This is a genomic window from Candidatus Poriferisocius sp. (assembly GCF_965219775.1).
In the GTDB taxonomy this organism is placed as follows: domain Bacteria; phylum Actinomycetota; class Acidimicrobiia; order Acidimicrobiales; family Bin134; genus Poriferisocius.
This window is the reverse complement of sequence record NZ_OZ244793.1, coordinates 2,787,973-2,808,622: the sequence shown is the minus strand read 5'-3', so window position 1 is coordinate 2,808,622 and position 20,650 is coordinate 2,787,973. Positions and strand designations below refer to the sequence as shown.

Genomic DNA, 20,650 nt, shown 5'->3' with positions numbered 1-20,650 from the left:
GTCCTTGCACTCCCAAGTTCCCTGCACCTTCACCTATGAACCTGCCCAATCACATTGCCCTCTAGTAGCAACATTCCTTGAGGAGTTCAGCCATATATCAGCACATAATATGCCACCATCTACCGTTGATCCTCCCGAAACTCTGGCAGATTCAAATACACGCACATCGCCAGATAGCTGGGAACCACTCCACACCCTTGCCGACCCCGTTACATTCACAAAGCCAGACACCATGGTGGGGGCAGGTTCCTCAATCCCAAACTTATTGGGATTCCAGTAGCTCCTCGTCCTTGCATCAAAATGTGGGTTCACAAACGGATCTAGGTCTTGAACTCCATCAAACTCTGCAAAGACACTTGTGCGTACCAGCCACGTATTCGGTGGATAATAGGAATCTGTCCACAGTCGCACGGCGTAGTCATCTGGTTCGAATATTGGAACGAACGATTCACTGTGATGACTCGATCTGTCAACAAAGTACTTTGACGACGAAAGTCCAAACACCAATGCTCTTCCAGAAACCCGGGCTTTGTCATACACCCTGCTGTCATCCAGAACCTGGGCATACTCGTACACCCTCGCCTGGCCTGAGATCTCCGCCTCGCCGAACACCTTGGCCTGCTCGAACACCCACGCCCCGTCGGAGACGGCCGCATCACCGAAGACATGCGCCCCGGTACCGCCCAACCCCGCTCGCTGCCGGACCGGCTCCATCCCCATTTCGCTCCACCCCTGAACCCAACCGAACATTCTTGCCGTCTTCGCTCCTTTCCCGGCACCCGCCCAGGCGGCAGGTGAAAACGCCCTGGGAACCCTGCCACACACCACCGCTTCGTCCCCGACCACAGCGTTCCCAAACACTTCCGCTCCCCAGCACGCCACGGCAGCGTCCACGACCTGGGCCTGATCGGACACTTGTGCAGCGCCGAAAACCTTGGCATGCCCCGACACGAGCCCCCGATCCCGAACCACCGCCCCGTCGGACACCTCCGCGAGGTCGGTGACCAGGGCATCGTCCTCCACCCGGGCATCGCCGAACACCTTGGCGTCACCAGCCACCCAGGCCGAGCCTCCCGCACTGAGGTTCTCTTCGCCCTCGATCCAACCCCCAAGATCGCCTCGCTGTGCCACCAACACCGGCTGGCCGTCCACTACAACGGTGATGTCCCGTAAGGCCCGGACCCGCTTCAGGCCGCCCCCGCCCCCTGCAGGGTCCGCCACGAGACAGAACTTGTCGTTCCCTAGCGAGGAGACACACGAAACCGCATCACCGCCACCAGAGGTCCCACACCCCGCGGCCACCATCATCGCCGCGGTCAACACCCCCAGCCCCCGGCATCTCAACGCCCCCACAATCCCACGATGCATCCAGGTTTCCCACTCCCTGCAGCCTCCGCTCACCTCCCATCAACAACTTATGCCAACTCGACCCAGAGCGGGGTGCGGGGCAAAGCGAAGAACACATGGTCGCAACCCAGTGAAGTCTTGGGTCTTCCCACGTAGCAGAACCCAAAATCACCTCGCTCCCAACTGCAACGCACGGAACACTCACAAGCACGCCCCCATACCGGCGTTGTCGATGTCAAGAAGTCCATCGACACTTGGTGCGCCAACTGGAGCCTCAAGCCCAAACCCCTCATATGGGCCAAAACCATCCAACCCCTGATCATTGAAACCCGCCGAGCATGAACAGCACTCAACCAGGCAAACACACCCCCGGCACACCAATGGCCTTCCATTCTGTACAGCTTCCGCTGGCTTCACACCAATGCCATATGTAACGGAGGCCTCCATTCATCCCTAGAACCCTTAAGCAAGAACCGAACCTGTTCCTGCTGCCACCTGTTGGTCCTAATCAGGTGAGTTTCTGTCCAATAGCACCGGTGTCTGAATGACATTTACGACAGTCGTTACCACCCCCTACAGGCCGCATTTGAACTGTTGATAAGCCTATTTGTCCAAAAGTCATGGCAAACACGACTGACTACAATAGACCCCCCTGAAACCCATCCTTCAACCCTTGCATTGCCAAGTACGCTGGATCCCCCCCACACCCTCCCTTGACCAAACACACTAGCCCTGTCAGAAACATGTGTTACTTGCTGAGTCACGTCAACGTGACTTTGGCTTCGAACATCGGGGAGATTCTTCCTGTCCTTAGCCGGAATCTCAAAGTCCTTCAATAGGTGCCGAATTCCCTCAATAGGAAGCGTCCAGAAGCGTCCAGCAGCACGAGAGTCGGTCTCCCATTCTCGCGCTACATCGCTTGCAGAGAAAGCCGGGCTGAAGAGTTTCTCTCCTCCTTCAGACATTCCTGAGACATATTCTGAATCTGCACTCGAGAACACGAGTGCAGATCCGTAAACAGAGGCGTCGTCGGATACTCTGCTGTAGCCGAACACCTGTGCGTGCTCGTACACCCTTGCTTGATCCAAGATCTCAGCCTCGCCGAACACCCTGGCCTGATCAAGCACCCATGCCCTGCCGGAAACGACAGCTTCGCCGAAGAGGTGTGCCCCGGTACCGCCCTGCCCTGCTCGATACTGGACCAACTCCATCACCATTTCGCTCCACCCATCAACCCAAGCGACCATTCCTGCGGCATTCGGGCCATCCCCTGCAGCATCCCCTCCCCACAAAGCGAACGCCCTGGGCACCCACCCGCATACCACCGCTTCATCCTCGACCACAGCTTGACCGTATACCTCAGCGTCTGAGCACACCACAGCAGCGTCCATCACCCGGGCCTGATCGGACACCTGTGCATCCCCGAAGACTTGGACCCGCCCCGAAACCTGTGCCCGGTCCCGAACCACCGCCCCTCCGGACACCTCCGCGAGGCCGGTGACCAGTGCATCACCCTCCACTCGGGCATCGTCGAGTACTTTGGCGTCACCAGCTACCCACGCCGAGCCTTCCGCACTGAGGTTCTCTTCGCCCTCCACCCAACCCCCCAGATCACCCCGTTGCGCTACCAGCACCGGCTGGCCGTTCTCCAGCGTGGTGATGTCCCGCAAGGCCCGCAACCGCTTCAGACCGCCCCCACCCCCTGCCGGGTCCTCAACCAGGCAGTACTTGTCATTCCCCGGCGACAAGACGCACGAAACCTCATCGCCGCCACCGGACCCCCCACACCCCGCGGCCACCATCACCGCCGCGGTCAACACCCCCAGCCCCCGCCTCCTCAACGCGTTCACAAACCCACGATACATCCAGGTTTCACACTCTCCGTGGCCTCCATTCACCTGCCATCAACGATTCGTGCCAAGAAAAGGCCCAGCGGAGTGCTGGGGGAAGGCGAAGAAGCCATGGCGGGCTCTATTGGTGGTCGCGACAGAGTTGAGTGTAGATGGTTTGGGCTGAGTGCCAGTGGTGGAGTTTGCGGGGCATGGTGTTGAGGCGGTCTTAGATGGCCGATAGGTTTGGCCAGGCCCACGACCAGGGTGTGGCGGCTGGTGGGTTCCACCAGAGTGGCGATGGCGGTGCGGTTGTTCTTGCCGATCACCAGATCCCCTTCCCAGTGGCCCGGTACCCTACGGTCCTCCACAGCCGCAGGCCGCTCGGCGATGGGCTTGTAGTCGCCCAGAACCGGGCGTTTCGCCTGCTCGGCCCGACCCCGGGGCTTGCGACGCCGCCGGGCGCAACCCAACTTGGCCCACGTACCGGGCTTCAAACCGCCGGCCGGCGAATCCCGGTAACATGCCCGGTAGATCGTCTCCGCGCACACCCGGAACCCCTCGGAGCGCAACTCCGCGGAAACAGCGTGCGGCGACAACCGCTCATCGAGCCGCTGTTGCACCCGACCACAAAGCGCCCCGTCACCGGCCAGCTTCGAAACCCGAGGCCTCGCCGCCCTCGCCCGGGCGTCGGCCTCCGCCCGCAGAGCACGATACGTCCCCGAACCGCACCGCCTGCGCTCCCTCCACACCGTCGACCGGTCCCTGCCCAACCGGCCCGCGATCTCCCCATCACCCAACCCCTGCCCCGACAACACCTCAATCCGAACACGCTCGGCCACACACAAACGCCGTGCCATACTGAACACCTCCACCGGTCGGTCGCTGACATGACAACCAGCCACCATGGCTGACCCGTCGCGACCACCGGTGGATCCCGCCGTCCATGCTCTCAGCGGCGCAGGCCGCCCACGGACCAGTCCCAGGCCGCATTCAGTTCCTGACGCAACTGCCCGTTGACCGTGTTCAGTACCTCCGGCCCGTTGTAGGTGATGGTGGCCACATGGTCAGGCCGCTCATGCAACACCGTCTCACCCACCACGAGCACTCTCCCATCGCAGCCTGCACACCCAAGCCGATTCCGACCAGCTCCACCCAGGCTACAGTTAAGTGACAGATTCACGGTGCCACTAGTGCTCTCATACTGCTTTGGCAACGGATGGATCCAGCTGGAGTTCTCCTGGTGTCCAGTTCCAGTTTAGCAGGGTGAGTCAAGGGAATTGCTCGTGTGCTTGTTCAACCATATTCCCTGGCAGAGATCACCACTAGTACGGGATCCTCCTGACAGCCAACCCTCGATCTCTGCGCCATTAAGGACAACAGACTCTCCCCACACTCTTGCCTCACCGAACACTGCCGCACTGTCAAGTACCTGCGTTGGTTGCCCTGCCACTTCAAGGCGATCCTCATCGCCACTTGCCGACAGGCCCTCCTGCTCTTCAGCATTGAGTAATCCTCTGAACTCCAACCACAATCTGACTTCATCAATTCCATGCTCCCAAGGACTTCCATGAGCAGAGGAATCGGTCCACCACACCCTTGCCACGTCATCCAGGGAAAATACCAGCGTGTAAAGATGCTCTCCATTCTTAGACATTCCCGAGACATATTCTGAATCTGCACTCGAGAACACGAGTGCAGATCCATACACCGAAGCCTGATCGGCAACTCTGCTGTTGTCGAAGACCTGGGCGTACTCGAACACCCTCGCTTGGCCCGAGATCTCCGCCTCGCCGAACACCTTGGCCTGCTCGAACACCCACGCACCGTCGGAGACGGCAGCATCACCGAAGACATGCGCCCCGGTACCGCCCAACCCCGCTCGCTGCCGGACCGGCTCCACCCCCACTTCGCTCCACCCCTGAACCCAAGCGACCATCCTTGCCGCCTTCGCTCCCCTCCCGGCACCCGCCCAGGCGGCAGGCGAAAACGCCCTGGGAACCCTTCCGCACACCACCGCTTCGTCCCCGACCTCCGCCCGCTCGTAGACCTCGGCGTCTGAGCACACCACAGCCGCGTCCACCACCCGGGCCTGATCGGACACCTGCGCAGCGCCGAAGACCTTGGCATGCCCCGACACTTGCGCCCGATCCCGAACCACCGCCCCGTCGGACACCTCCGCGAAACCCGTGACCAGGGCATCCCCCTCCACCCGGGCCCCGCCAAACACTTTGGCGTCACCACCCACCCAGGCCGAGCCTTCCACGCTGAGGTCCTCTTCACCCTCCACCCAACCTCCCAGATCACCACGTTGCGCTACCAGCACCGGCTGCCCGTCCACTACAACGGCGACATCCCGCAAGGCCCGGACCCGCTTCAGACCGCCCCCACCCCCTGCAGGGTCCTCAACCAAGCAGTACTTGTCGTTCCCCGGCGACAAGACACACGAAACCTCATCGCCGCCACCCGACCCCCCACACCCCGCAGCCACCATCACCAACGCGGTCAACACCCCCAGCCCCCGCCACCACAATGCCTTCACCTGGCCACAATACCTCCGGGCCTCAAACCCCTCGTCGCCTCCATTCACCTGCCATCAACGATTCGTGCCAAGAAAGAGCCCAGCGGAGTGCTGGGGGAAGGCGAAGAAGCCATGGTCGCAACCCAGCAAGGCCCGGACAGAAATCCATCAATGCCGTCAACAGGCGACGTCATTCGAGCTGTTCGTGACACCATTCAACCAGAAGTCCTGGCATAAGTCAGCAACAATACGAGAACCTCCTGAAACCCAGCCTTCAATTGTTGCGATACCAAGAATAGTAGACTCCCCCCACACTCTCCCACCACCAAACACTTCTGCACGGTCTACAATACTGGTTGGCTGTCCACTCGATTTTCTGTTGCCTATACCATGAGAGCTTGAGGGAGCATCCCTCTCTTCAATGGTAGGCGTCCCATAACGCTCCAGCTCGTAACGTACTTCTTCAATGGGGTAGATCCACCACTGCCCAGATAGATGAGAATCCGTCCACCACACTCTTGCGACGTCTTCTGGATCGTATACAGGGTGAAATGGGCGCTCTCCGCCCTCGAGCACAGCCGACACAAACTCTGAGGCAGCACTCGAGAACACGAGTGCTGATCCGTACACGGAAGCCTGGTCGGCAACTCTGCTGTTGTCGAACACCTGAGCGTGCTCATAGACCCTCGCCCGGCCCGAGATCTCCGCCTCGCCGAACACCTTGGCCTGCTCGAACACCCAGGAGCCGTCGGAAACGATCGCATCACCGAAGACATGCGCACCAGTACCGCCCAACCCCGCTCGCCGCCGGACCGGCTCCATCCCCACTTCGCTCCACCCCTGAACCCAACCGACCATCCTTGCCGTCTTCGCTCCTTTCCCGGCACCACCCCAGGCGGCAGGCGAAAACGCCCTGGGAACCCTGCCACACACCACCGCTTCGTCCCCGACCAAAGCGTTCCCAAACACTTCCGCTCCCACACACACCACGGCCGCGTCCACGACCTGGGCATCATCGGACACCTGTGCACCGCCGAAAACCTTCGCCTCCCCCGACACGAACGCCCGATCCCGAACCACCGCCCCGTCGGACACCTCCGCGAAACCCGTGACCAACGCATCGTCCTCCACCCGGGCATCGTCGAATACCTTGGCGTCACCAGCTATCCAGGCCGAGCCTCCCGCACTGAGGTTCCCTTCGCCCTCGACCCAACCCCCAAGATCGCCTCGCCGTGCCACCAACACCGGCTGGCCGTCCACTACAACGGTGATGTCCCGTAAGGCCCGGACCCGCTTCAGGCCGCCATCACCTGCTGGATCTGCTACCAAGCAGAACTTGTCGTTCCCTAGCGAGGAGACACACGACGCCGCTTCACCGGCACCCGACCCTCCACACCCCGCGGCCACCATCACCAACGCGGTCAACACCCCCAGCCCCCACCGCCTCAATGCCTTCACGTGGCCACATTACATCCGGGCCTCACACTCTCCGCAGCCTCCGCTCACCTCCCATCAACAACTTATGCCAACTGAACCTCCCCGGGTAATGCGCTGGTTCTGATCGTTGGGGGGATGGAGCCTTGTCTGTGCGAAGGGGGCCGGGGAGGTACCCGGCGGTGTTCCGTGAGCGTGCGGTGCGGATGGTCTTTGAGGCCGAGCGGCGGGGCTGTTCTCAGTGGGAGGCGATTTCGTCGGTCGCGGAGAAGCTGGGGCCGTCGGCGGAGACGGTGCGCCGTTGGGTGCGCCGGTTCGAGGTTGACGAGGGCCGCCGTCCGGGGTTGAGCACCGATGAGCGTGAGCGGCTCAAGGAGCTGGAGCGGGAGAACTGGGAGCTGCGCAGGGCGAACGAGATCTTGAAGTCGGCGTCGGCTTTCTTCGCGGCGGAGCTCGACCGCCCGCAAAGGTGATGGTGGAGTTCATCGACTCCCATCGGGAGCGGTTCGGGGTCGAGCCGATCTGCAGGGCCTTGCAGTTCGCCCCGTCGACGTATTGGTCCGCCAAGCGCCGGGCGCCGTCGGCGCGGGCCCGCCGCGACGAGGAGCTCAAGGGCGAGATCGCCCGGGTGCATGCGGACGACTTCGGGGTCTACGGGGCGCCGAAGGTGTGGGCCCAGCTCAACCGGGAGGGCCATCGGGTGGCCCGCTGCACCGTCGAGCGGCTGATGCGCGACCTGGGCCCTCGCGGCGCCGTTCGGGGCAGGCCCAAGCGCACCACCGTCGCCGACACAGCAGCCCAGAGGCCCCGAGACCTCGTCGGGCGCCGGTTCAGCGCCCCGGCCCCGAACCGGCTGTGGGTGGCGGACCTGACCTATGTGCGGACCTGGTCGGGATTCGTCTACGCGTCGTTCGTCACCGACGCCTACAGCCGGCGAATCGTCGGCTGGCACGCGTCGCGGTCGCTGCGCTCAGACCTGGCCATCAACGCCCTCGAACAAGCCGTCTGGGAGCGGAACCGCAACGGCGCCGACCTCGACGGGCTCGTCCACCACTCCGACCGCCACACCCAATACCTGTCCATCCGCTACACAGAGCGCCTCGCCGCCAACGACATCGCCGCCTCCGTCGGCTCCAGGGCAGACAGCTACGACAACGCCCTGGCCGAGACCATCATCGGCCTCTACAAAACCGAACTCGTCCGCAACAAAGGCCCCTGGAAAAGCCTCGACGACCTCGAGCTCACCACCCTGGAATGGGTCGACTGGTTCAACCACCGCCGCCTCTTCCACGACATCGGCCGCATCCCACCAGCCGAAACCGAAGAACTCCACTACCGTCAACAACACCACAGCCGCCAGGCCGACACACAAACAAAACAGCCTGCGTGAAACCCGGGGAGGTTCATCGGCAGCCTCCACCACCGACACAACCGGCACACTCTCATCAGACACAGACATGATCCTCCCCGGCCCGCAACACCAAGCCGCAAACCCCCAAACCACACCCGAAATACAAAAATCCTGACAGACCCGCCCGTGGGGATACCAAAGACGCTATGCCTGCAACCCAGCGAATAACTGGACATCTCGCAAGTGGTGGTGCCCCAAAGTCATATCGCTCTCAGCATCAACGTGCAGAACTCTCAAAGACAGCCCCGCACTAGCGTCGCCAGCCTCGAGAACACCATCGACACCTAGCAGGCCAACTAGAACCACAACTCCAAAACTCTCACAAGGCCCAAAACTATCCAACTCTTCATCCACAACATCTGCCAACAATAAAGCACTTAACCACGTAAACATACACACGACACACCACTAGCATCCGATATCGGTTGAAATATGTGTAATATCATTTAACCAGTAGTCCTGGCATAGATCACCAACAATGCGAGAACCCCCCGAAACCCAACCTTCAATTCTTGCGGTGCCAAGTATGGAAGATTCCCCCCACACCTTTGCACTGCCAAACACCTGTCCATGGTTGACGATACTGGTAGGCATCACCGCCATTTTACTGCCAGTCAAATGACTGTATTCTGGGTGGTCCTTCCATTCCTCGAATGTGGGCAGCCCATATTGCTCTAACCAGTCACGTACATAATCCTTGGGGTGTGCCCAATGGTGTCTGTGTGCATTTGATTCTGTCCACCACACCCTTGCCACATCACCTGGTGAGAATACTGCAGTGTACTCATTCTCTCGATCGTTCGAGGTTCCCGAAACAAATTCTGAGGCAGCTTCCGAGAACACGAGAGCTCTTCCGAACACAGATGCATTGTCGCTAACTCTGCTATTGTCAAAAACCTGTGCATGCTCATACACCCTTGCTTGATCCGAGATCTCGCCCTGGCCGAACACCTTGGCCTGCTCGAACACCCAGGCTTGGCCCGAAACGGCTGCGTCGCCGAATACGTGCGCTCCGGTGCTGCTCAGTCCTCGTCGTTGCCGGATCGGCTCCATACCTACCTCGCTCCAACCCTGCACCCACGCGACCATCCTTTCTGCCTTGACCCCCTTCCCGGCGCCGCTCCAGGCAGAAAGCGAAAAAACCCTGGGCACCTTGCCGCATACCACGGATTGGTCACTGACCACAGCTTTCCCGTATACCTCAGCCTCTGAACACACAACAGCAGCGCCAAGGACCCGGGAACCACCGGACACCTGTGCCCCGTCGAAGACCCTGGCCCTCCCTGACACCTGGGCTTCGTCCCGGATCACTGCCCCACCGGACACCTCGGCGGAGCCGGTGACAAGGGCATCCCCCTCCACCCGGGCACCGCCGAACACCCTGGCGTCACCACCCACCCAGGCCGAGCCCTCCACACTGAGGTTCGTGCCGTCTTCCACCCAACCCCCGAGATCGCCTCGCTGGGCCACCAACACCTCTTGCCCGTTCTCCAGCATGGTGATGTGCCGCAAGGCCCGGACCCGCTTCAGACCGCCCCCACCCCCTACAGGGTCCTCAACCAGACAGAACTTGTCTTTCCCCGGCGACGATACGCACGACGCCACCTCATCACCGCCACCCGACCCCCCACACCCTGCGGCCACCAGCACCAACGTAGTTAACACCCCCAGCCCCCGCCGCCTCAACACGTTCACAGACCCACGATACATCCAGATTTCACACTCTCCGCAGCCTCCGCTCACCTGCCATCAACGATTCTTGCCAACACGAACCCCAGCGGAGTGCTGGGGGAGCATGAACTAGCCATTGTTGCAACCCGGGAAGATTCGCCAACCTATGAACGCGCTCAGCAGTCGACATCATCATCAGCAAAAGTGATGTCATTTAGCCAATAGCCCTGGCATATGTCAGCAAAAATGTAAGAACCCCCCGAAACCCACCCTTCAATTCTTGCAGTGCCGAGAATCGTAGATTCCCCCCATACTCTTGCTCCACTAAACACTTCTGCACCATCGATTATGCTGGTAGGACGACCGCTCACCCCGGTGTCACCCATACCACTAGATCGTGGGTCATTCTCCCATTCCTCAATAGCAGGAACCCTTTCTTGACCTAGCCAGGAACGAACAGAGTCGATGGGGAACCTCCAGTGATGCCTGGTAGCATTTGATTCGGTCCACCAGACTCTTGCGACGTCATGTGGGGCGAATACTGGGGTGTAAAGATTCTCTTCTCTTTCCGTCATTCCCAAAACATATTCTGAATCTGAACTCGAGAACACGAGTGCAGATCCGTACACCGAAGCCTGATCGGCAACTCTGCTGTTGTCGAACACCTGAGCCTGCTCGTACACCCTCGCCTGGCCCGAAATCTCCGCCTCGCCGAACACCTTGGCCTGCTCGAACACCCACGCCCCGTCGGAGACGGCCGCATCACCGAAAACATGCGCACCGGTACCGCCCAACCCCGCTCGTCGCTGGACCGGCTCCACCCCCATTTCGCTCCACCCCTGAACCCAGGCAACCATTCTTGCCGCATTCGCACCCTTCCCGGCACCCGCCCAGGCGGCAGGCGAAAAAGCCCTGGGAACCCTTCCGCACACCACCGCTTCGTCACCAACCACAGCGTTCCCATACACCTCGGCTCCTGAGCACACCACGGCCGCGTCCATCACCTGGGCCTCATCGGACACCTGTGCCCTACGGAAGACCTTGGCATGCCCCGACACGAGCGCCCGGTCCCGAACCACCGCTCCTCCGGACACCTCCGCGAAGCCGGTGACTAGGGCATCCCCCTCCACCCGGGCCCCGCCGAACACCCTGGCGCCACCACCCACCCAGGCCGATCCCTCGGCGCTGAGGTTCTCTTTGCCCTCTACCCAACCCCCGAGATCGCCTCGCTGGGCCACCACGACCGGCTGCCCGTCCACTACAACGGTGATGTCCCACAAGGCCCGGACCCGCTTCAGGCCGCCCCCGCCCCCTGCAGGGTCCGCCACGAGACAGAACTTGACGTTCCCTAGCGAGGAGACACACGACGCCGCTTCACCGGCACCCGACCCTCCACACCCCGCGGCCACCATCACCAACGCGGTCAACACCCCCAGCCCCCACCGCCTCAATGCCTTCACGTGGCCACATTACATCCGGGCCTCAAACCCCCGAGGCCACTGCCCATCTCCCACCCACCAGTCCCGGCGGGACTGTCCTAGAGGCTGTTGATCAATGGCGAGGGACTCGTCGTTCCCACCCGCCGAGACCTCGGGTTCCAACCATGGCGGTAGGCCCCTATTTTGCCCCCACCGCCTGCTTCAACGCCATGAGCCTACCGGCCCCTATTTCCGCCAAGCCCTGATCTCGATACTCACCTCACTCCGATGACTGCCCAAGCCCATCCTCCATTTTCCTAACTCAAGAACGACAGCCTACCTGAGAGGCCCCAATGACTCCTCATGCTTCACCCCTTTCTCTCCTCCCCATCGCGAGTTTGCCCAGTGCTACAGTGGTACTCTCTCTCCCAGCATCCTCCCGCAGTCTTTGCACTCCCAAGTTCCCTGGCCCTTCACCTACGCACCTGCCCAATCACAGTCCACACGAATGCCAACATTCCTTGAAGAGTTCAGCCAGACATCACCACAAAGGATCCCACCAAAAACTGTTGACCCCCCAGATATCCTCGCGGAGTCAGAAACTTCCAAAGGGCCAGTTAGCTGCGAACCTCCCCATACCCTTGCCGATCCCATTACATCCACATAGCCAGACACTCTTGTAGGCATGGGTTCTTGGATCTCAAACTCATGGCGTTCCCAGAACTCCCGCTGTCTTGCCTCCGCACCTGGAGCCACAAATGGATCGAGATCTTGAACCTCATCAAATTCCGTGAACTCACCTGCGAGTATTGTCCACCCATTCGGGGGGTGATAGGAGTCAGTCCACAGTCGCACGGCGTAGTCATCTGGTTCGAATATTGGAACGAAAGATTCACTGTGATGGCTCGATCTGTCAACAAAGTACTTTGACGATGAAAGTCCAAACACCAGCGCTTTTCCAGAAACCTGGGCTTTGTCATGCACCCTGCTGTCATCCAGAACCTGGGCATACTCGAACACCCTCGCCCGGCCCGAGATCTCCGCCTCGCCGAACACCTTGGCCTGCTCGAACACCCAGGAGCCGTCGGAAACGATCGCATCACCGAAGACATGCGCACCAGTACCGCCCAACCCCGCTCGCCGCCGGACCGGCTCCATCCCCACTTCGCTCCACCCCTGAACCCAACCGACCATCCTTGCCACCTTCGCTCCTCTCCCGGCACCACCCCAGGCGGCAGGCGAAAACGCCCTGGGAACCCTGCCACACACCACCGCCTCATCCTCGACCACAGCGTTCCCATACACCTCCGCTCCCACACACACCACGGCCGCGTCCACGACCTGGGCATCATCGGACACCTGTGCACCGCCGAAAACCTTCGCCTCCCCCGACACGAACGCCCGATCCCGAACCACCGCCCCGTCGGACACCTCCGCGAAACCCGTGACCAACGCATCGTCCTCCACCCGGGCATCGTCGAATACCTTGGCGTCACCAGCTATCCAGGCCGAGCCTCCCGCACTGAGGTTCCCTTCGCCCTCGACCCAACCCCCAAGATCGCCTCGCCGTGCCACCAACACCGGCTGGCCGTCCACTACAACGGTGATGTCCCGTAAGGCCCGGACCCGCTTCAGGCCGCCATCACCTGCTGGATCTGCTACCAAGCAGAACTTGTCGTTCCCTAGCGAGGAGACACACGACGCCGCTTCACCGGCACCCGACCCTCCACACCCCGCGGCCACCATCACCAACGCGGTCAACACGCCCAGCCCCCACCGCCTCAATGCCTTCACGTGGCCACATTACATCCGGGCCTCAAACCCCCGAGGCCACTGCCCATCTCCCACCCACCAGGGTCTGTGGGACTGTCAGTTTTTCTGTGTATGCGGGCGTGGTGGTTTTCATTTGATGTGGTCGGCGATTCGGTCGCCGTAGTGGGTGGTCAGGGTGTTCAGTATGGTTTTCCGACCGTTGGTTTTTCCTGTGAGGTTGCTCCGGTTCTTGTGTTTGGCGGTGGCGACAAGGTAGAGGACCTTGAGGGCGGCTTGCTCGTTGGGGAAGTGGCCTCGGTGCCGCACGGCTCGTCGGAATCGGGCCTTGAGCCCTTGACGATTTCATCCGTGGTGTAGGCGACCCGGCGCAGCTCGGCGGGGAACTCGAGGAACGGTGTGAACTCGTCCCAGCTGGTGCGCCAGGCCCGGATCATGGCCGACCAGGTGTGTTCCCAGTCTTGGGCGAACGCCTCGAAGTGGGTTTCGGCGGCCTCGACGGTGGGGGCGGTGTAGATGGCCCGCATGGAGCCGGTGATGGCCCCCAGTGTTTCTTTGCGGCGTAGCGCAAGCTGTTGGGGACCATGTGCACCACGCAGGTCGACACGGTGGAGTCGGGCCAGGTCATGCGGATCGACTCGGGCAGGCCCTTGAGCCCGTCGCAGCACACGATCAAGGCGTCGGCCAGGCCCCGGTTGGCGAGCTCGCCCAGCATAGTCGCCCACTGTTTGGCGCCTTCGCCGCCCGTTGGTCCCAGCCACAGGCCCAAAACGTCACGCTCTCCGCCCAGATCGACGCCGATGGCCACATAGACGGGCCGGTTGGCGACCTGGGAGTCACAGGCCTTGACGGTGATCGCGTCGATCAGCAGCACCGCATAGACGGGCTCGAGGGGCCGGTTCTACCACACGGCCATGTCGGAGACGATCACCTCGGTGATCTTCGAGATCGTCTCCCGGCTCACCGAGGTATCGCAGATCTCGGCCAAATGCGCCCGGAACTCCCCGGTGGTCAGCCCCTTGGCACACAGCGAGATCACATTGCCCGACAACCCGTCCAAACAGCGCCGGTGCTCGGGCACCGTCACCGGGTCGAACGTGCCCGCCCGGTCGCGGGGCACCGCCAAGTCGATCTCGCCGATCTCGGTTCTGACCCGCTTGGGCGACGAGCCGTTGCGCGAGTTCCCCGACCCGCCACCGGAGGGATCGTGGCGCACACAACCAAAATGGTCGGCCATCCCAACCTCCAACCCGGTCTGGAGCACCTGGCGCACCAGCCCGGTCAACAAACCGCCGTCGCCGGTCAGCTCCACGCCCTCGGCGCGGGCCCGCTCGACCAACAGCTCAGCCCAGTCCCCCATCGCCGCCTCACCGGCAGCCTCTTCCGCCGGCGCAGCCGCCACATTCTGATCAGTCACAGACATGATCCTTCCCGGCCCGCAACACCAAACCGCAAACCCTCAGACCACGCCCGATACACAAAATTCCTGACAGACCCAGGTCCCCCATTTGGCCGGTCACTTCGATTAGGAGGTAACCATGTCAGGGATGGAGAGACCGGGGCCTGTGAGGCTTCGGCGGAGCTTCACCGGTGAGTTCAAGCGTGATGCTGTGGCGATGGTGCTCGACGATGGCAACAAGATCGTCGACGTGGCTCGCCGGCTCGGGGTTGGTGAGGGGACGCTGGGGAACTGGGTCCGACAAGAACGCACCGATCGTGGTGAACGGGCGGGGTTGACGACTGCGGAGAAGGCCGAGTTGGGTTAGGAGAACGCCCGGTTGGGGATGGAGCGTGATCTGCTCTAACGAGCGACGGCGTTGGGGGTGAAGGAGTCGGGACAGTGACCCGCTATGAGTGGGTCGCTGCCCGGAGGGCCGAGGGATTCCCGACGGTGGCCGCCGCCAGGGCGGCCCAGGTGTCGACGTCGGCGTTTGTCGACTGGTGTCGCCGCAGAGCCGCAGGTCCCACGCCGGGGGAGGTGGAACAGGCCCGGCTGGTCGCCGTGATGCGTGGGATTCACGATGATTCCGACGGCACCTACGGTTCGCCGAGGATGACCGTGTGTTGGGGCTGAGTTCGTGTCGTTGTTTGTGGTTGGTATCAGCCCGCATGGGAGGGTTCTCGGTCGAGCTCTTTGGGAGGCCTGTTGAGTGCCCGGCCTGGCAGGAAGAAGAAGCGGTTTCTGGCACCGCAGGAGAAGTTCGAGATCTGGATGCAGCTCGTTCGTGGGGAGACCACGGTGGCCGAGGCGGCCGAGCGTTTCCGGGTGGATCGGTCGACGATTTCGAAGTTGAAGACAGTGGCCCGTCAGGGCTGTGTTGGATGCGTTGGCGCAGTCGCGGCCGGGTCGGCGCGACAAGCAGCGCGACGTCGAGCTGGAGGCGGCTCGGGCCGAGGCCGAGCGGCTTCGGGCGGCGTTGGCGGAGATGGCGGCGCGGTTGACGTTGGCGGAGGGAAACCAGCGTTGGGGCTGAGTGGCCGGGTCCCACCTCGGGTTCTGGCGGTCACCAAGACGGCGCTGATGGATGTTGAACCTCCCCGGGTAATGCGCAGGTTCCGATCGTTGGGGGGATGGAGCCTTGTCTGTGCGGAGAGGGCCGGGGAGGTACCCGGCGGAGTTCCGTGAGCGTGCGGTGCGGATGGTCTTTGAGGCCGAGCGGCGGGGCTGTTCTCAGTGGGAGGCGATTTCGTCGGTCGCGGAGAAGCTGGGGTCGTCGGCGGAGACGGTGCGCCGTTGGGTGCGCCGGTTCGAGGTTGACGAGGGCCGCCGTGCGGGGTTGAGCACCGATGAGCGTGAGCGGCTCAAGGAGCTGGAGCGGGAGAACTGGGAACTGCGCAGGGCGAACGAGATCTTGAAGTCGGCGTCGGCTTTCTTCGCGGCGGAGCTCGACCGCCCGCAAAGGTGATGGTGGAGTTCATCGACTCCCATCGGGAGCGGTTCGGGGTCGAGCCGATCTGCAGGGCCTTGCAGTTCGCCCCGTCGACGTATTGGTCCGCCAAGCGCCGGGCGCCGTCGGCGCGGGCCCGCCGCGACGAGGAGCTCAAGGGCGAGATCGCCCGGGTGCATGCGGACAACTTCGGGGTCTACGGGGCGCCGAAGGTGTGGGCCCAGCTCAACCGGGAGGGCCATCGGGTGGCCCGCTGCACCGTCGAGCGGCTGATGCGCGACCTGGGCCTTCGCGGCGCCGTTCGGGGCAGGCCCAAGCGCACCACCGTCGCCGACACAGCAGCCCAGAGGCCCCGAGACCTCGTCGGGCGCCGGTTCAGCGCCCCGGCCCCGAACCGGCTGTGGGTGGCGGACCTGACCTATGTGCGGACCTGGTCGGGATTCGTCTACGCGTCGTTCGTCACCGACGCCTACAGCCGGCGAATCGTCGGCTGGCACGCGTCGCGGTCGCTGCGCTCAGACCTGGCCATCAACGCCCTCGAACAAGCCGTCTGGGAGCGGAACCGCAACGGCGCCGACCTCGACGGGCTCGTCCACCACTCCGACCGCCACACCCAATACCTGTCCATCCGCTACACAGAGCGCCTCGCCGCCAACGACATCGCCGCCTCCGTCGGCTCCAGGGCAGACAGCTACGACAACGCCCTGGCCGAGACCATCATCGGCCTCTACAAAACCGAACTCGTCCGCAACAAAGGCCCCTGGAAAAGCCTCGACGACCTCGAGCTCGCCACCCTGGAATGGGTCGACTGGTTCAACCACCGCCGCCTCTTCGACGACATCGGCCGCATCCCACCAGCCGAAACCGAAGAACTCCACTACCGTCAACAACACCACAGCCGCCAGGCCGACACACAAACAAAACAGCCTGCGTGAAACCCGGGGAGGTTCATCGGCAGCCTCCACCACCGACACAACCGGCACACTCTCATCAGACACAGACATGATCCTCCCCGGCCCGCAACACCAAGCCGCAAACCCCCAAACCACACCCGAAATACAAAAATCCTGACAGACCCGCCCGTGGGGATACCAAAGACGCTATGCCTGCAACCCAGCGAATAACTGGACATCTCGCAAGTGGTGGTGCCCCAAAGTCATATCGCTCTCAGCATCAACGTGCAGAACTCTCAAAGACAGCCCCGCACTAGCGTCTGTGTTGGGGCTGACTTCGTGTCGTTGTTTGTGGTTGGTATCAGCCCGCATGGGTGGGTTCTCGGTCGAGCCTTGAGGAGGCCTGTTGAGTACCCAGCCTGGCAGGAAGAAGAAGCGGTTTCTGGCACCGCAGGAGAAGTTCGAGATCTGGATGCAGCTTGTTCGTGGGGAGACCACGGTGGCCGAGGCGGCCGAGCGTTTCCGGGTGGATCGGTCGACGATCGCGAAGTTGAAGACAGTAGCCCGTCAGGGCTGTGTTGGATGCGTTGGCGCAGTCGCGGCCGGGTCGGCGCGACAAGCAGCGCGACGTCGAGCTGGAGGCGGCTCGGGCCGAGGCCGAGCGGCTTCGGGCGGCGTTGGCGGAGATGGCGGTGCGGTTGGCGTTGGCGGAGGGAAACCAGCGTTGGGGCTGAGTGGCCGGATCCCACCTCGGGTTCTGGCGGTCACCAAGACGGCGCTGATGGATCTCGTGGATACGGCGGAGGCCTGCGGGTGGACGACCCGGGCCGCGTGTGGCTATCTCGAGTTGTCCCAGCGGCGGCTGCAACGGTGGCGTCGCCGAGTCGCCGAAGGCGAGTCGCTCGATGACGCAGCGCCGGGCGGGAACCCGTCCCATGGGCTCACCCCGGACGAGGAAGACGAGATCGTCGCCGTGTTCAACGAGTGGGGCGACATTGATCGGTCGCATCGCAAACTCGCTCACCGTGGTTCGTGGCTGGGCCGGTTCTGGGCCGATCCTTCCACCGTGCGGCGGGTGCTGGAACGCCGTGACCTGCGTTTTAGGGCCCCGAAGCGCCAAGTCCGGTCACAACGGCGGCCGTGGCCGCACTGGGTCGAGGAGGTCCCCAACCGGATCTGGATCTATGACACGACGCACTGGAGCGCCGCCACGGCGGCAACCACGGTGATCTCCGACGTCGTTTCCAGGAAATGGATCGCCGACGTCACCTCGAAAGATGAGACCTCCGTCGAGGTCCAGGCCGTGTTCAGCCGGGCCCTTCGGGCCGAAGGCCTCGACGAGGTGATCGATGAACGCAACCCCGACGCCGTCGCGTGGAACCCCGACACAGATCAAGTGCCGGTCTTGTCGGTCATGTCCGACAACGGCCCCCAGACGGGCTCCGGGTCAACCCGGGAACCCATGGCGCTGTGCCGGCTCGCCACCCACTACGGCCGGCCCGCCACCCCCACCGACCAGGCCTGGATCGAGTCCCTCTTCGGACACCTCAAGACCCAACAACCCCACCTCAAGTTGATCGCCGACATCGACGTGCTGCGCACCGAACTCGACATCCAACGCACCCACTACAACACCGTCCGACTCCACGCCGGCATCGGATACGTCACCCCCGACCAAGAACACCGAGGCGAAGGCCCCACCGTTCGAGCCGCCCGCCGCAACGGCCTCACCCGAACCCGCCAACAACGAATCACCTACCATCCCAACCACCAAACCCGAAAACCCGACCATGCCGGCTGAAACCCCCGACAAACACGACACCAACTCAGACACACCTCACCGCTCACCTCCCGTCAACGAGGCCGGGCCACTTCAACCCGAGCAGGCTGCCGGGGGAAGATCAAGAGTCCGTGGTTCCAGTTGACCCAAGACCTGCGCTACTCATCCTAGTAGCGGTCCACCAACTTACCCCAGTTCTAGTCTTGAAGTGAAGAGGCTTCAACAGTTGCCCAGCCTTCCTCCATCCACTAGTGATGCCACCATTGATGACGAATACAAGGTACAAATGACTGAAGTCATGGGCACAATCACAAGATAGCTTTCGAACCACAGTATACAGGAATAGCATAAGGATTGGCATTAACCCATAGATCATAACATATGCTACCTGCACGCATTACAGCACCACCTGAAACTCTTGCATTATGCAATACATGGGAATGGCCATACACTCTTGACCCCCCCCATACTCTAGCGTTGCCATAGACTCTAGCATTGTCATATACCTCGGTCTCTATTAGGTCGGCATTATCGACGGTACAAGCCTCAACGTCTACACTCCATTCGTATCCTCCATCAACATAGCTGGCATATCCATTGACTATACTCAAAGCCAGCCCCTCCACAGATTCCCGAGGTTCAATCCAGTCACTATCAAGACAAAAGGAATTAGTCCAAAGGATTCTAGCTGAGTCATCAGCTGGGAACACTGGAGCAAACTCTTCCGTATCGAAATCCACCAAGCTCACAGCATATCGATCTCCAGATTCCAAAAACACCATTGCATGGCCAAACAATCGTGCATGGCCATGAATTATGCTCCTACCAAACACCTGAGCATTCTCAAAGACTACTGCTTTTCCAAGCACTTGGGCTTGACCAAATACACGCGCGTTCTCCATCACTACACTATCTTCAGCAACAGTTGCGCTGCCAAAAATCCTTGCCCCAGGTGCAACCAATCCTGCATTCTTCACAACGGGCAACATCCCAATATGGGACCAGCCTGAAATCCACTGAGACATGGAAGCAACTGTGTCTTGGCCACTCCGACTGTGGCCAGTGTACTGGTAACCAAATGCAAATTCCCTGGGCAACCAGCCACAGACTAGTGCATCATCAATGACTTTCGCGTTGCCCTCCACAATGGCACTCAAACAAACGGTGGCACTGCCCGAAATCTGGGCCTTGCCTCCCACCCGTACGCTGCCAAAAACCACAGCTTCTTCCGCTACTACTGCCTCATCCTTAATCACAGACTTACCGGATACCTGAGCACTATCTGACACACGAGCGTCACCCTCCACACGAGCCCCACCATAGACTTTCGCTCCAGGTCCAATCCATGCCTCTCCCTCATAGCTTAGATTCTCTGGCCCCTCAATCCAACCACCAAGATCTCCCCTATGAGCAACGGTGATCCACTCACCATTCTCAACCATCTGTATGTCCCGCAGGGCACGGATTGTCAGCAATGCTGGATCATGTGGATCACCCAGCTCCCCAGGAACCAGGATACAATACTTACCATTGCTTTCCACCAATCTGCAGTCGTCAAAGCCCAATTCGGAAGATGCTTTCTCCGTCGTAGACGCACACCCCAGCAAGGCAGTTAGGGCAACATATGAGGCAAGAAGAGTAGTCCTACTGACTTTAGCCGCCTTAGTCCTTCTTCCATTAGGCATAGC

17 protein-coding genes, 1 pseudogene and 2 other annotated features are annotated in these 20,650 nt (G+C 61.5%); of the genes and pseudogenes, 7 read left to right on the top strand and 11 right to left on the bottom strand.

The annotated features are described in order from the left end of the window. Positions 1 to 33: 33 nt before the first annotated feature. The 6 genes from ACOQPQ_RS12660 to ACOQPQ_RS12635 form a co-directional block, all read right to left on the bottom strand. Positions 34 to 1,353: a hypothetical protein gene (locus tag ACOQPQ_RS12660; RefSeq protein WP_420639785.1), complete on the bottom strand. Its 1,320-nt coding sequence runs from the start codon at positions 1,351 to 1,353 to the stop codon at positions 34 to 36. Between the two features lie 557 nt (positions 1,354 to 1,910). Then, a complete protein-coding gene (locus ACOQPQ_RS12655; protein ID WP_420639784.1) occupies positions 1,911 to 3,197 on the bottom strand; it encodes a hypothetical protein in 1,287 nt (428 codons plus the stop codon). 44 nt (positions 3,198 to 3,241) lie between these two features. After that, entirely contained in the window at positions 3,242 to 4,036 is a 795-nt protein-coding gene (locus tag ACOQPQ_RS12650; protein WP_420639783.1) for an IS30 family transposase, read from the bottom strand. 92 nt (positions 4,037 to 4,128) lie between these two features. Next, positions 4,129 to 4,275, bottom strand: a complete 147-nt coding sequence (locus ACOQPQ_RS12645; protein WP_420639782.1) for a hypothetical protein — start codon at positions 4,273 to 4,275, stop codon at positions 4,129 to 4,131. A 159-nt stretch (positions 4,276 to 4,434) separates the two neighbouring features. After that, complete coding sequence (locus ACOQPQ_RS12640; protein WP_420639781.1) at positions 4,435 to 5,685, bottom strand: hypothetical protein; 1,251 nt, start codon at positions 5,683 to 5,685, stop codon at positions 4,435 to 4,437. Between the two features lie 189 nt (positions 5,686 to 5,874). Further along, on the bottom strand, positions 5,875 to 7,155 hold the full coding sequence (locus ACOQPQ_RS12635) for a hypothetical protein (RefSeq protein WP_420639780.1): 1,281 nt from the start codon (positions 7,153 to 7,155) through the stop codon (positions 5,875 to 5,877). Between the two features lie 182 nt (positions 7,156 to 7,337). On the opposite strand from ACOQPQ_RS12635, the gene ACOQPQ_RS12630 reads away from it, so the two are divergent. Next, positions 7,338 to 8,521, top strand: a protein-coding gene (locus tag ACOQPQ_RS12630) for an IS3 family transposase (RefSeq protein ID WP_420640407.1) whose coding sequence is annotated in 2 segments (ribosomal slippage) — positions 7,338 to 7,566 and positions 7,566 to 8,521 — 1,185 coding nt in all. Because the reading frame shifts where the segments join, the coding sequence is not laid out codon by codon here. After that, positions 7,565 to 7,678: a sequence feature (AL1L pseudoknot), on the top strand. (Overlaps the previous gene by 114 nt.) 429 nt (positions 8,522 to 8,950) lie before the next feature. Here the strand turns inward: ACOQPQ_RS12630 and ACOQPQ_RS12625 are convergent. From ACOQPQ_RS12625 to ACOQPQ_RS12610, 4 genes and pseudogenes are all read right to left on the bottom strand, one after another. Next, a complete protein-coding gene (locus ACOQPQ_RS12625) occupies positions 8,951 to 10,054 on the bottom strand; it encodes a hypothetical protein (protein WP_420639779.1) in 1,104 nt (367 codons plus the stop codon). 335 nt (positions 10,055 to 10,389) lie between these two features. Beyond that, positions 10,390 to 11,673 (bottom strand): hypothetical protein, encoded by a 1,284-nt coding sequence (locus ACOQPQ_RS12620; RefSeq protein ID WP_420639778.1) that lies wholly within the window; start codon positions 11,671 to 11,673, stop codon positions 10,390 to 10,392. 435 nt (positions 11,674 to 12,108) lie between these two features. Continuing rightward, positions 12,109 to 13,425, bottom strand: a complete 1,317-nt coding sequence (locus ACOQPQ_RS12615; protein WP_420639777.1) for a hypothetical protein — start codon at positions 13,423 to 13,425, stop codon at positions 12,109 to 12,111. Positions 13,426 to 13,533: 108 nt separating this feature from the next. Beyond that, positions 13,534 to 14,824, bottom strand: a pseudogene (locus tag ACOQPQ_RS12610) (IS256 family transposase). Positions 14,825 to 14,939: 115 nt separating this feature from the next. Between ACOQPQ_RS12610 and ACOQPQ_RS12605 the strand changes: the two are divergent. The 6 genes from ACOQPQ_RS12605 to ACOQPQ_RS12580 all read left to right on the top strand — a co-directional run bounded on the left by ACOQPQ_RS12605 (position 14,940) and on the right by ACOQPQ_RS12580 (position 18,983). Continuing rightward, positions 14,940 to 15,167 (top strand): transposase, encoded by a 228-nt coding sequence (locus ACOQPQ_RS12605; RefSeq protein WP_420639776.1) that lies wholly within the window; start codon positions 14,940 to 14,942, stop codon positions 15,165 to 15,167. 74 nt (positions 15,168 to 15,241) lie between these two features. After that, on the top strand, positions 15,242 to 15,475 hold the full coding sequence (locus ACOQPQ_RS12600; RefSeq protein WP_420639775.1) for a hypothetical protein: 234 nt from the start codon (positions 15,242 to 15,244) through the stop codon (positions 15,473 to 15,475). A 241-nt stretch (positions 15,476 to 15,716) separates the two neighbouring features. After that, entirely contained in the window at positions 15,717 to 15,875 is a 159-nt protein-coding gene (locus ACOQPQ_RS12595) for a hypothetical protein (protein ID WP_420639774.1), read from the top strand. 165 nt (positions 15,876 to 16,040) lie between these two features. Next, positions 16,041 to 17,224, top strand: a protein-coding gene (locus ACOQPQ_RS12590) for an IS3 family transposase (RefSeq protein ID WP_420639773.1) whose coding sequence is annotated in 2 segments (ribosomal slippage) — positions 16,041 to 16,269 and positions 16,269 to 17,224 — 1,185 coding nt in all. Because the reading frame shifts where the segments join, the coding sequence is not laid out codon by codon here. Continuing rightward, positions 16,268 to 16,381 (top strand) — a sequence feature (AL1L pseudoknot). Its footprint overlaps the gene before it by 114 nt. 533 nt (positions 17,225 to 17,757) lie before the next feature. Then, positions 17,758 to 17,916, top strand: a complete 159-nt coding sequence (locus tag ACOQPQ_RS12585; RefSeq protein ID WP_420639772.1) for a hypothetical protein — start codon at positions 17,758 to 17,760, stop codon at positions 17,914 to 17,916. A gap of 47 nt (positions 17,917 to 17,963) precedes the next feature. Continuing rightward, a complete protein-coding gene (locus ACOQPQ_RS12580; protein ID WP_420639771.1) occupies positions 17,964 to 18,983 on the top strand; it encodes an integrase core domain-containing protein in 1,020 nt (339 codons plus the stop codon). A 287-nt stretch (positions 18,984 to 19,270) separates the two neighbouring features. On the opposite strand, the gene ACOQPQ_RS12575 is transcribed toward ACOQPQ_RS12580, so the two are convergent. Continuing rightward, positions 19,271 to 20,527, bottom strand: coding sequence for a hypothetical protein (locus ACOQPQ_RS12575; protein ID WP_420639770.1), 1,257 nt, complete (start codon positions 20,525 to 20,527; stop codon positions 19,271 to 19,273). Positions 20,528 to 20,650: the final 123 nt, after the last annotated feature.